Origin of the sequence: Komagataeibacter sp. FXV3 (assembly GCF_015155755.1) — a bacterium.
Lineage (GTDB): Bacteria > Pseudomonadota > Alphaproteobacteria > Acetobacterales > Acetobacteraceae > Komagataeibacter.
Genome location: NZ_VWPI01000142.1, coordinates 1 through 11,680, shown reverse-complemented (window position 1 = coordinate 11,680; position 11,680 = coordinate 1). Strand labels below are relative to the sequence as shown.

Annotated in this window: 9 protein-coding genes; 7 read left to right on the top strand and 2 right to left on the bottom strand. The window is 64.5% G+C overall.

What is annotated here, in order from left to right:
* Nucleotides 1-437 precede the first annotated feature (437 nt).
* From F1542_RS13310 to F1542_RS13300, 3 genes are all read left to right on the top strand, one after another.
* Nucleotides 438-1,448, top strand: coding sequence for an adenosine kinase (locus F1542_RS13310; RefSeq protein WP_193733458.1), 1,011 nt, complete (start codon nt 438-440; stop codon nt 1,446-1,448).
* A 189-nt stretch (nt 1,449-1,637) separates the two neighbouring features.
* Nucleotides 1,638-3,461: a translational GTPase TypA gene (gene typA / locus F1542_RS13305; RefSeq protein ID WP_193733457.1), complete on the top strand. Its 1,824-nt coding sequence runs from the start codon at nt 1,638-1,640 to the stop codon at nt 3,459-3,461.
* A 226-nt stretch (nt 3,462-3,687) separates the two neighbouring features.
* Complete coding sequence (locus F1542_RS13300) at nt 3,688-3,963, top strand: hypothetical protein (protein ID WP_193733456.1); 276 nt, start codon at nt 3,688-3,690, stop codon at nt 3,961-3,963.
* Nucleotides 3,964-4,221: 258 nt separating this feature from the next.
* Here the strand turns inward: F1542_RS13300 and F1542_RS13295 are convergent, their stop codons facing one another.
* Together F1542_RS13295 and F1542_RS13290 are read right to left on the bottom strand one after the other, a co-directional pair.
* Nucleotides 4,222-5,487: a D-amino acid dehydrogenase gene (locus tag F1542_RS13295; RefSeq protein ID WP_193733455.1), complete on the bottom strand. Its 1,266-nt coding sequence runs from the start codon at nt 5,485-5,487 to the stop codon at nt 4,222-4,224.
* A 96-nt stretch (nt 5,488-5,583) separates the two neighbouring features.
* Nucleotides 5,584-6,609: an NAD(P)/FAD-dependent oxidoreductase gene (locus F1542_RS13290; RefSeq protein WP_193733454.1), complete on the bottom strand. Its 1,026-nt coding sequence runs from the start codon at nt 6,607-6,609 to the stop codon at nt 5,584-5,586.
* Between the two features lie 191 nt (nt 6,610-6,800).
* Between F1542_RS13290 and tsaE the strand changes: the two genes are divergently transcribed.
* The 4 genes from tsaE to F1542_RS13270 form a co-directional block, all read left to right on the top strand.
* Nucleotides 6,801-7,274 carry a tRNA (adenosine(37)-N6)-threonylcarbamoyltransferase complex ATPase subunit type 1 TsaE gene (tsaE, locus tag F1542_RS13285; RefSeq protein WP_193733453.1) on the top strand — a complete coding sequence of 158 codons (474 nt, stop codon included), beginning with the start codon at nt 6,801-6,803 and terminating at the stop codon, nt 7,272-7,274.
* On the top strand, nt 7,265-8,026 hold the full coding sequence (locus tag F1542_RS13280) for a nucleotidyltransferase family protein (RefSeq protein WP_193733452.1): 762 nt from the start codon (nt 7,265-7,267) through the stop codon (nt 8,024-8,026). Before tsaE ends, F1542_RS13280 begins: the two co-directional genes overlap by 10 nt.
* Entirely contained in the window at nt 8,023-11,073 is a 3,051-nt protein-coding gene (gene addB, locus F1542_RS13275) for a double-strand break repair protein AddB (RefSeq protein WP_193733451.1), read from the top strand. Before F1542_RS13280 ends, addB begins: the two co-directional genes overlap by 4 nt.
* A partial coding sequence (locus F1542_RS13270; RefSeq protein WP_193733450.1) for a UvrD-helicase domain-containing protein occupies nt 11,070-11,680 on the top strand: 611 nt, incomplete at its 3' end. The genes addB and F1542_RS13270, both read left to right, overlap by 4 nt.

Sequence of the window (11,680 nt, the reverse complement as noted above, 5' to 3'; positions counted from 1 at the left end):
GGCCATGGATGTATTTTCCTTGCTGGCAGGTTTGGGTGAGGGAGAGGAGCCACCGCCTGAGGCTGGTCGGCCCGGCTGCTGCGCGGGGGGCGTCGTCGGGGCGGCTGGCTGGGTTTCTGCTGGCTTGCGTCGTCTAAACAATATTACCCCGCTTGGTTATGCTGCATCGGGACTGTGGTGCGTCCCGGAAACTGGAAGATACGCTTTCGGGCTGGTTGCAGGCCGCAGCCCCCTTCAAACGGTTATACGCACCCCCATCATGCCGACAAGAGGCGTTAAGGGGAACAGCGGTGCATAAAAAACATCATGCATTGCGCCGCTTACCCGCCAATGATAGCGATGGGGCGCATCATGCGGGAAAAAATGGGTTATTTCGTGGCGCGGAAACGCCATGCCCGCGCATATGAGTGTTTAATGACGGGTAGTGGAACAGAAGAATGGAAAATTCGGGACAGGCGGCGGAATGCCGGTTTGATCTGCTGGGTATCGGTAATGCGATTGTTGATGTCCTGGCACCGGTGGACGCGGCCTTCCCGCAGAATAACGGCATGACACCGGGCAGCATGATGCTGATCGACGCCGACCGTGCCAAGGCGCTGTATGGCCAGATCACGCGTGAAAAGGAAATGGGCGGCGGGTCCGCCGCCAATACCTGTGTCGTGGCGTCCAACATGGGTGCGCGCGTCGCGTATCTGGGCAAGGTGGCGGCGGATGCGCCGGGACAGGCCTTTGGCGCCGACATGCAGGCGGCGGGCGTGTATTTCCCTTCTTCCCCGCTGCAGGGCGATGCGGGGGAAAACCATCCCACCGCGCGCTGCATCATCCTGGTCACGCCTGATGGCCAGCGCACCATGAATACCTATCTGGGCGCATGCGTCACCTTCAGCCCCGAAGATGTGCTGGTGGATGTGGTGCGTGCGTCCAAGGTCATCTACATGGAAGGTTACCTGTTCGATCCGCCGGAGGCGCAGGAAGCCTTCCGCACTGCCGCCCGTATCGCGCATGAAGCGGGGCGCAAGGTCGCCCTTTCGCTGTCCGACCGTTTCTGTGTGGACCGTCACCGCCATGCCTTCCATGAACTGGTGCGCGGGCATATCGACATCCTGTTCGCCAACGAGGACGAGATCTGCGCCCTGTACCAGACCGATGACTTTGACGAAGCCGCCCGCCTTGTCTCGGCCGATACGCATTTCGCCGTCCTGACCCGTTCCGAACGCGGCAGCGTCATCATTCAGGACCAGCAGCGCATCGTGATCGATAGCGTGCGCACGCAGGTGGTCGACACCACGGGGGCGGGCGACGCCTATGCCGCGGGCTTCCTTGCAGGCTGGACATCGGACCGGACACTGGCCGAATGCGGCCGTCTGGGCAGTGTCGCGGCATCGGAAGTGATCTCGCATTATGGCGCGCGTCCGCTCATGAACATGCGTCAGGACATGGATTTCTGATCCACAGGGCGCATCCTGCCGGTCGTGTGATGGGTGCGGGCACGAAGTTTCGCGTGCAATCCGCGCCCTTCCGCATTATCTACGCAGGCAGCAGCCACCCATTCCGCCGCCGCACGCACGGGTGCCCCCCGCATGTGCCGCCGCGCCCCCTTATGGCGTCCGCCAAGGAAAGTCAGGTCAAGAGCACTTATGGATATCCGCAATATCGCCATTATCGCGCACGTCGATCATGGCAAGACCACACTGGTCGACCAGCTTCTGAAACAGTCCGGTTCCTTCCGTGACAACCAGCACGTGGCCGAACGGGCCATGGACAGCAATGACCTGGAGCGTGAGCGTGGCATCACGATCCTGGCCAAGTGCACGTCGGTTGTGTGGAAAGACACCCGCATCAACATCATCGACACCCCGGGCCACGCCGATTTCGGTGGTGAGGTCGAGCGTATCCTGAGCATGGTTGACGGCGCGGTCGTGCTGGTCGACTCCGCCGAGGGCGCGCTGCCGCAGACGAAGTTCGTGGTGGGCAAGGCGCTGGCGCGCGGCCTGAAGCCGATCGTGGTCGTCAACAAGATCGACCGTGGCGACGCCCGCCCCGATGAAGTCCATAACGAGATTTTCGATCTGTTCGCAGCCCTGGGCGCGAATGACGAACAGCTTGATTTCCCCATGCTGTATGCCTCGGGCCGTCAGGGCTGGGCCGATATGGAAATCGACGGTCCGCGCAAGGACCTGTCCCCGCTGTTCGACCTGATCCTGCGCCATGTTCCGCCGCCGAAGGTGAACAAGGACGCGCCGTTCGCGATGGTCGCCACCATTCTGGAAAATGACAACTTCCTTGGCCGCGTGCTGACCGGCCGTGTCGAGCAGGGCACGGCGAAGATGAACATGCCGGTGCATGTGCTGCGTCCCGATGGCTCGGTTGTGGAAACGGGTCGTCTGACCAAGCTGCTGTCCTTCCGTGGTCTGGACCGCGTGCCGGTCGAGGAAGTGGAAGCCGGTGACATCGTGGCCGTGGCCGGCCTGTCGGAAGCGACGATTCCCGAAACCATCGCAGCCCTCGAAGTCAAGGAACCGCTGCCCTCCACCCCGGTTGATCCGCCGACGCTGTCCATGACTTTCCGCCTCAACGATGGTCCGCTGGGTGGTCGTGAAGGCAAGAAGGTCACGTCGCGCCAGATCCGTGACCGCCTGTTCAAGGAAACCGAGGGCAACATCGCCATCCGCGTGTCCGAAAGCCCCGAAAGCGAGGCGTTCGAGGTTGCGGGCCGTGGCGAACTGCAGCTTGGCGTCCTGATCGAGCAGATGCGTCGTGAAGGGTTTGAACTGACCATCGGCCGTCCCCGCGTGCTGTTCCGCACCAATGAGGAAACCGGTGAGCGTGAAGAGCCGTTCGAGGAAGTCCTGATCGACGTGGACGAGCCGTATTCGGGCGTCGTGGTGGAAAAGATGGCGCTGCGCAAGGGCATCATGCAGGACATGCAGCCGTCAGGCGGTGGCAAGGTGCGCCTGAGCTTCCTGATCCCGTCACGCGGGCTGATCGGTTATCACGGTGAATTCCTGACCGATACACGCGGTTCGGGCATCATGAACCGTCTGTTCCATGGCTATCAGCCCTATGTCGGGCCGATTGCCGGCCGCCGTAACGGTTCGCTGATTTCGTCCGAAGATGGCGCGACCACGCAGTATTCCCTGTTCTCCCTGCAGGATCGTGGCACGCTGTTCGTTGACGCGGGCGAGAAGGTCTATGTCGGCATGATCATCGGCGAGCATTCGCGTGAGAATGATCTGGAAGTAAACCCGATCCGTGAAAAGAAGCTGACCAACATCCGTGCCGCTGGCAAGGACGAGGCCCTGCTGCTGATTCCGCCGCGCAAGATGAACCTGGAACAGGCCATCGCCTATATCGAGGACGATGAACTGGTCGAGGTCACGCCGTCCGCCGTGCGTATCCGCAAGCGCTATCTTGACCCGCACGAACGCAAGAAGCGTGAGCGTTCGGGCGCGGTTGACTGACTGACTGCCTGATCCTGTGGTGACTGTAATCTTTAGTTACGTTTAAGTTCTTGAGATTGCGGTCACCGTAGGGCAGAAGTAAGACATTACTAACAAATTTAAGAATTTTAATCCGAGACGGCTTCCCTGCAGCATGTTACAGCAAGGAGGTCAGTCCGGGTGTACCGATTCGTCGCCCGCTGCACGCATTGGGATCAGAATTCCTGATTTGTTGGAGTATTTTTATATGATCGTTTTCCCCCGTCGCTTCGTTGCCGCCCTGTCCGCTGTTGCCATCATGGGCGTTGCCGCCCCCGTCATGGCCCAGACCGCCGAGCCGACCACCCCGGCCGTTTCCGCACCGGAACATACCCCCGATGCATCTGAAGGTGCGGCACCGGCCGAAGCTGGCGCCAAGAAGACAAAGCATCACAGTGGTCATCACCACGGTGGTCACCATCATGGTGCGAAGAAGGCGGCTGAATCCACGGATGCAGCACCTGCTGCTCCGGCCGCGCAGTAATAACTGCGGCGCCCTTACCGGCATCCCCGTGATGTCGGTAAGGACAGCCATAAAAAAGCCCGGTATCAAACCGGGCTTTTTTTATGGGCTGTCCCCCCGGTAGGCTGAACAGTCTGCCCAAGGGAATACCGGATAGATCATAGGGAAGTTTCTGGTGAAACTTTTTTCAAAAGGCTTTAGAGAATACCGCCTTTTTGAAAAAAGGCGGCATCCAAAGACTTTTTATTTTTATCAGACAGTTATTTCTGAACAGTGTCTTCAGGCCGTGGTGTAACGGTCCAGCGACAGGTCAAGGCAGGGGATTTCGGTGCGCTTGCCGCTCATCCTGTCAGCCAGCACGCGGCCCGACCCGCACGCCATGGTCCAGCCCAGCGTGCCATGGCCGGTATTGAGCCACAGGTTGGAAAACCGTCCAGCCGGTCCGATGACCGGTGTGCCATCAGGGGTGCTGGGACGCAGTCCGGTCCAGTACGCCCCCTGCGACATGTCGCCGCTGGCGCCAAACAGTTCCGAAAACGACAGTTCCAGCAGTTCCCGCCGGTCGCGGCGCAGGCGCAGGTTGTAACCGGCCAGTTCCGCCGTGCCGCCAATACGGATACGATCGCCCAGCCGGGTGATGGAAACCTTGTACGTCGCGTCATTGACGGTGGAAACCGGCGCGCGTGCGGCATCGGTCACCGGCAGCGTCAGGGAATATCCCTTGGTGGGATAGACCGGCAGGTGCAGCCCGAGCGGGCGCAGCAGCAGCGGCGAATAGCTGCCCATGGACACGACATAGGCATCCGCCGTCATGCGGCCGGCCGATGTGCGGACACCGAAAATATCGGTGGCCGAGGCATCCAGCGCCTCGATCGTGGTTTCATAATGGAAGGTGACGCCCAGTTCCTCTTCCGCCTTCTGGGCCAGACGCTGGGTGAACATGTGGCAGTCGCCCGATTCGTCACCCGGCAGGCGCAGGCCGCCCCTGAACAGGTGCCGGTTTTCCATAAGGCCGGGTTCGTGTCGGGCGATTTCATCCGGGCTGAGAAATTCGTGGGCAATGCCTGCCTGGTCCAGCAGGGACATGTCGCGGGCGGCATGGTCAACCTGCTTCTGCGTGCGGAAAAGCTGGATCAGGCCACGCTGTTCATCATCATAGGTAATGCCGGTTTCCTTGCGCAGGGCGTCAAGGCAGTCACGGCTGTATTCCGCGATACGCAGCATGCGGGACTTGTTGATGTCGTAGTCATGCGCGTTGCAGTTGGCCAGAAGCTGCTCGATCCAGCGCATCATGGCGAAATCGATACGCGGGCGGACCACGATGGGCGCGTGACGGCTGGCCATCCACCGCAATACCTTCAGCGGCAGGGCCGGTTCCGCCCATGGCGCGGAAAACCCCGGTGAAATCTGTCCCGCATTGGCAAAGGAGGTTTCCAGTGCGGCAGCGGGCTGGCGGTCCACGACCGTGACTTCATGCCCGGCCTTGGCCAGGTACCATGCCGCTGTGACACCCACTACGCCTGCGCCCAGAACGATAACTTTCACAGTTTCATCCTTACTTCCATCATCAACACACCGGGGATGCGCCACAGCGCCGGAATGGTCAACCGTTTCTGTTATGACAGGACGGGATGGCAGAAATCAGCCCGCTGGCACGCCCTTGCTGGTCGAATATTCAAAATGCAGCGCCGTATCGGGATGGACGATGGGGTGAATGGCGTGGGCGGCCATGGCCCCTTCGGTAAAGCCCTGCAGGATCAGTTTCAGCTTGCCGGGATAGGTCGCGACATCGCCCACGGCAAAAATACCGGGCAGGCTGCTTTCACAGGTGGAGGGGGTGACAGGAATGGTGCCGCGTATGGTGTCCAGCCCCCACTGCGCGATCGGGCCGAGATCGGTCGCCAGCCCGAAGAAGGGCAGCAGGTGATCGCAGGTAACATGCCGCACCGTGCCATCCAGCGTCGCAAGGTCCACGCCGGTCAGTTGCCCCTGCGCGCCGTGCAGGCCATGCAGCTGGTAGCCGATGATCTTTTCCACCTGGCCCAGGGCCACGGCATCATCAAGCTGGCGCAGGCTTTCGGGGGCGGCGCGGAAGCGGTCGCGCCGGTGCACCAGCTTCACGCTGCGGGCCACGTCGCGCAGGGCCAGCGCCCAGTCCACCGCGGAATCGCCGCCGCCCGCAATCAGTACATCCTTATCCGCGAAATCGGCGCGGCGGCGGACGAAATACTGCACACCACCGGTCTGCTCGAACGCCTCCAGTCCGTCCAGCGGGGGACGGTTGGGACCAAACGCGCCGGCCCCTGCCGCGATGATGACCGCACGCGCCGCGATGACATCCCCGCTGGATGTGCCCAGCACGAAACCACCACGCGTGCCCTCCAGCCGTTCCACCCGGCGGCCCAGCAGGCGGGGCACGTCAAAGGGGGCGATCTGGCGGTCCAGCGCTTCGATCAGCGCGCCACCTTCAATCGCGGGGTGGGCGGGGATGTCGTAAATCGGCTTTTCGGGATACAGCGCGGTGCACTGCCCCCCGATTTCATCCAGCGCATCAATGATGATGCAGCCAAGCTTGAGCATCCCGCATTCAAATGCGGCGAACAGCCCTGCGGGGCCTGCGCCGATAATGGCGACATCGGTGGTATGGGTGGGGGAAGGCATGGTCATGTCCGGTTCTGGTGTTCCGCAATCCGTGGTCTTGTCTACGGGCATATGTCACGTGCGGTTTTGCGTTGTTGTCTGCCTTGGCGCAAGCGCTTTGGCGCATCCTTTCCATCGCCCCTTGTGCGTGGGCGGCAGGGAAAGGCACAATCGGTTCATGATATACAATCGTGCAAAAGCAGGGGACGGGGCCGCCAATGCGTGAAATTTCCCTGCCTGACACACAGGCTACGACAGCCCTTGGCCATGCGCTGGCCAGCGTGCTGCGCGCAGGCGACTGCGTGCTGCTGGAAGGGGATCTGGGCGCTGGCAAGACCACGCTGGCGCGCGCCCTGCTGCGCGCCCTGTGCGGGGATGCGGAGATGGAGGTGCCAAGCCCGTCCTACACGCTGGTGCAGGTCTATGATGCGCCGGCAGGCGAGGTCGCGCATTTCGACCTGTGGCGGCTGGACGGGCCGGAAGGCGTGCATGAACTCGGCTGGGATGATGCGCGTGAGGGCGTTGTCCTTGTGGAATGGCCGCAGCGTCTGGGCACGCTTGCCCCCCCTGATGCGTTGCGTATTACCCTGGCACCCGATGCGACGGGCGGCCGGATCGCCCGGCTGGAGGGATGGGATACGCGGCTGGCACAGTCAGCCGCTTTCGGGACAGGAGATGCATCATGGGCGTGAACATGCCCCGTACCGCCATGGTTTTTGCCGCAGGTCTGGGGCGGCGGATGCGGCCGCTGAGCGAGTCGATGCCCAAGCCGCTGCTGCGCGTGGCGGGACAGCCCATTCTGGATCACGTGCTGGACCGGCTGGAGGCGTGTGGCGTGCAGCAGGTGGTGGTCAACGCCCACTGGCGGCCCGATGACATCCATGCAGCCCTTGAAGCCCGCCGTGCCGCCCATCGCGGGCCGGTGACGATTGCACAGCCCGAATCCACCCTGCTGGAAACCGGGGGCAGTGCGGCCGCCGCCCTGCGGGCCGGGCAACTGGGGCCGGGACCGTTCTTCCTGCTCAATGGCGATGCCATGTGGCTCAACGGGCCGGTGCCCGCGCTGCGCCGTCTGGCTGCGGCGTTCGATCCCGAACGCATGGACGCCATGCTGCTGCTGGGGGCCATGACGCGCGCGGTGGGGGAAGTCGGGCAGGGGGATTTCGCGGTGAACGCGCATGGCGTGCCGCGTCGCCCGCGCGCGGGGGAAATCACGCCGTACATCTTTACCGGTGTGCAGATTGTCGCCCCCGCGCTGTTCAATGGCGCGCCGGAAGGCGGGTTCAGCATGAACCGGCTGTGGGACCGCGCGATGGCGGCGGGCAGGCTTGGGGTGATCGTGCATGATTCGCTGTGGTTCCACCTGTCCCGTCCCGCCGATATCGATGCGGCGGAGCGCGTGCTGCATTCTGCCCTTAACCCGGATTCGGATAACGATATATGACCGACGCCATGGCCGACTGCGTGCGGGGGCGTGCGGCGGTCGTGCCGCCGCATGTGCCTTTTGTTGACCAGATCGCCGCCCGCTGGCTGGAACAGGCGGGGCATGATCCGCAGGCCTGCGGCAATGGCCTGATCCTGCTGCCCAGCCGCCGCGCAGCCCGTGCGCTGACCGAAGCCTTCGTGCGGCAGGTCGATGGCCGCCCCATCCTGCTGCCGCGTATCGCGCCGATCGCGGCACTGGATGAGGCGTCGCTGGCGCTGTCGGGTTGCAGTGCGCTGGACCTGCCGCCCGCGGTCGATCCCGTGCGGCGGCTGGCGACGCTGACGTTGCTGGTCATGCAGGCGGGCAAGGCGTTTGGCGATGTGCAGGGCGTTGACCAGGCCTGGCCGCTGGCGCGCGCGCTGGCGGACCTGATGGATGAGGCGGAATGGGCGGAATGTGACCTGTGTGAACGCCTGTCCCATGCGGCGGACGGTGATTTTGCCCAGCACTGGCACCAGACGCTGAAATTCCTGTCCATCGTCACCAGTGTCTGGCCCGCATGGCTGGCGGAACAGGGGGTGATGAACCCCGTCGCCCGCCAGACGGCGCTGCTGCATGCACAGGCCGCGCGGTGGATGGAAACGCCCCCGCCATCGGGTGATCCCATATGGGCCGCCGGTTTTTCCGATGCCGTGCCCTCCACCATCGCCATGCTGCGCGCTGTCATGTCCCTGTCCGACGGGCTGCTGGTGCTGCCCGGCGTGGACATGGATTGCAGTGATGATGTCTGGCAGCGCCTGCCGCCCGATCACCCGCAGGCCGGCACGGCGCATATGCTGGCCGAACTGGGCATTGAACGCGCGTGCATGGAACAGTGGGACACCCTGACCGATGGCGACGTGGCCAGCAGCCCCGTCTCCCGCGCCAGCCTGCTGGCCCGCGCATTGCTGCCCGCGCATGCGCTGGACCGCTGGCGCGCGCCGGATGCGCCCGTGGCGGCCGATGGCCTGTCGGTCCTGCGCAGCGCCGACCAGCAGGAGGAAGCCGCCGCCATCGCCATGGTGCTGCGGCAGGTGCTGGAACAGCCAGGCAAGCGTGCCGCCCTTGTTACGCCAGATCGTGCACTGGCCGGACGGGTGGCGACGGAACTGGTACGCTGGGGCATCATTGCCGATGACAGTGCGGGTGAAAGCCTGCTGACCGTGCCGCAGACCGCCTTCCTGCGGCTGATCGTGCAGGCGGTGGATGGCGGGCTGTCGCCGGTGGCGCTGTTGTCGGTCATCAAGCACCCGCTGGCAGCGTGCGGGCTGTCACCGGGCAACTGCCGCGCCAGCGCCCGCCAGCTTGAACGACTCGTTCTGCGCGGCCCGGCCCCGCCGCCGGGTATCGCGGGCCTGCGCAGCGCACTGGCGCGCGCGGCCGATGACCCGCATGGCGCACTGGCCGACGCGCCTGATGCGCCAGAGGAAATCAACGCGTTTCTCGACCGTCTGGAAACCGCCTTCGGCCCGCTTCTGGCCCTGCCGGGCAGTAATCTGGTGCCGGTATCCATCCTGCTGGCCGCACTGGTGGAAACCGCGCAGGCGCTGGCCACGACCGATATGGTGGATGGGGCGGAACGGCTGTGGGCGGGGGAGGAAGGCAACGCGCTGGGCCAGCATATGAGTGCGATGCTGGCATGGTGCGACGTACTGCCCGATGCGCGTGTCGGTGCGCTGGACGGACTGCTGGCTTCATCCCTTGCCGGTATGACGGTGCAGGGACGGCGCGCCGTGCGGGGGCGTGAGGGTACGGCGGTGCATCCGCGCGTGTTCATCTGGGGCCTGCTGGAAGCCCGGCTGCAGACGGCGGATACCATCGTGCTGGGCGGTCTGGTTGAAACCGTCTGGCCGCCCGCGACCGATCCGGGGCCGTGGATGAGCCGCCCCATGCGCACCCGCGTCGGCCTGCCATCCCCCGAATGGGCCATCGGTCAGGCCGCGCATGATTTCGTTTCCTGTGCCTGTGCCGCACCCAATGTCGTGCTGTCGCTGGCCACACGCCGGCAGGGCGCGCCGACGGTGCCCGCGCGGTGGCTGGTGCGGCTGGATGCGTATCTGGCCGGGCATGGCCATGGCCTTCCGGCACATCCGGCGCTGCGCTGGCTGGACAGCCTTGACCGGCCGGAAGGGGCGGCGGTGCCTGTTGCCCCGCCACAGCCGCGTCCCGCGGTGGGCCTGCGCCCGCGCAGCCTGTCGGTGACGGAAATCGAGACATGGATGCGCGACCCCTACGCCATTTACGCGCGGCGTATCCTCCGCCTGCGTCCGCTGGCGGATCTGGAGGAACTGGCCGATGCCGCCGATTACGGGCAGATCGTGCACGCGGCGCTGGACCGTTGGTTCAGTGATCATCCATCCGACTGGCCCCATGATGGCGCTTCCCGCATGCGTGATGTCTTTGCCGATGTACTGCGGGAGGCGGACCTGCGTCCCGCCCTTGCCGCATGGTGGGCGCCCCGGCTGGAACGCATCGCGGCATGGTGCGCGAAAGCCGAGGAAACACGCCGCGCCACCGGCGGCCCCCGCACCGTGCTGACGGAACTGGGGGGCACGATGCGGCTGGAGGACCTGCCCGCTGGCCCCTTCACCCTGCGGGGGCGCGCGGACCGGATTGACCTGCATGGCGATGGCAGCCTGAGCCTGTTTGACTACAAGACCGGCACGCTGCCGACCCGGCGCAGCGTGATGGAAGGCTGGCAGTCGCAGCTGGTGCTGGAAGCGGCGATGATCGAAACCGGCGGCTTCCCGCCCCCGGTCGCGGGCAGGGTTGCGGAACTGGTGTACTGGCGGCTGACCGGCGGCCATGTCCCGGCGCAGGTGCTGGATGTGGCGCGCGGCACGGAACTGACTGAACTGATCGCGGGTTGTCGCGCGGGACTGCGTCAGTTGGTTGAAGCCTATGACAATCCGGACCAGCCCTATCTGTCCCATCCCTTTCCGGGGGAGGAACCGCGTTTTGCCGATTACGCCCATCTGGCCCGTGTTGCGGAATGGAGTGCCGCGCGTGAGGAGAATGGCGGATGAACGAGGCCATGATGAAGGGTGACGGCATGGCGTCCGCCATCGACATCGCCAATCGCAGCCAGGCGGCGGCGTCCGATCCGCAGGCATCGGTGTTTGTCTCGGCCTCTGCCGGCAGTGGCAAGACCAAGCTTTTGATTGACCGGCTGCTGCGCCTCATGCTGCCGCGTGACGTGCCTGACCGGGACGGTGTCATGACACGCGTGCCAGGCAGCGATCCCGGCCGTATCCTGTGCCTGACCTTCACCAAGGCGGCGGCGGCGGAAATGTCCATCCGCCTGCAGAACCGTCTGGGCCAGTGGGTCATGCTGCCCGATGCGGATCTGGACCGTGAACTTGCACGTCTGTCCGTGCCTGCGGGTGAGGAAACCCGTCGGGTTGCGCGCGAACTGTTCGCTCGCGTGCTGGACCTGCCCGGTGGCATGCGCATCGGCACCATCCATGCCTTCTGCCAGTCGCTGCTGCGGCGCTTCCCCGTCGAGGCCGCGATCAGCCCGCATTTTACCCTGATCGAGGAAACCGATGCCCGCCTGGCGCAGCGCGCGGCGGTGGAAGACGTGGTGGGGCAGGGTGGTCCCGCCGTCGCCATGCTGGCGGGGCAGATCGGGGT

Coding starts and splice junctions, on each gene's coding strand:
- F1542_RS13310 (WP_193733458.1), top strand. CDS start 438: ATGGAAAATTCGGGACAGGCGGCGGAATGCCGGTTTGATCTGCTGGGT.
- typA (WP_193733457.1), top strand. CDS start 1,638: ATGGATATCCGCAATATCGCCATTATCGCGCACGTCGATCATGGCAAG.
- F1542_RS13300 (WP_193733456.1), top strand. CDS start 3,688: ATGATCGTTTTCCCCCGTCGCTTCGTTGCCGCCCTGTCCGCTGTTGCC.
- F1542_RS13290 (WP_193733454.1), bottom strand. CDS start 6,609: ATGACCATGCCTTCCCCCACCCATACCACCGATGTCGCCATTATCGGC.
- tsaE (WP_193733453.1), top strand. CDS start 6,801: ATGCGTGAAATTTCCCTGCCTGACACACAGGCTACGACAGCCCTTGGC.
- F1542_RS13280 (WP_193733452.1), top strand. CDS start 7,265: ATGGGCGTGAACATGCCCCGTACCGCCATGGTTTTTGCCGCAGGTCTG.
- addB (WP_193733451.1), top strand. CDS start 8,023: ATGACCGACGCCATGGCCGACTGCGTGCGGGGGCGTGCGGCGGTCGTG.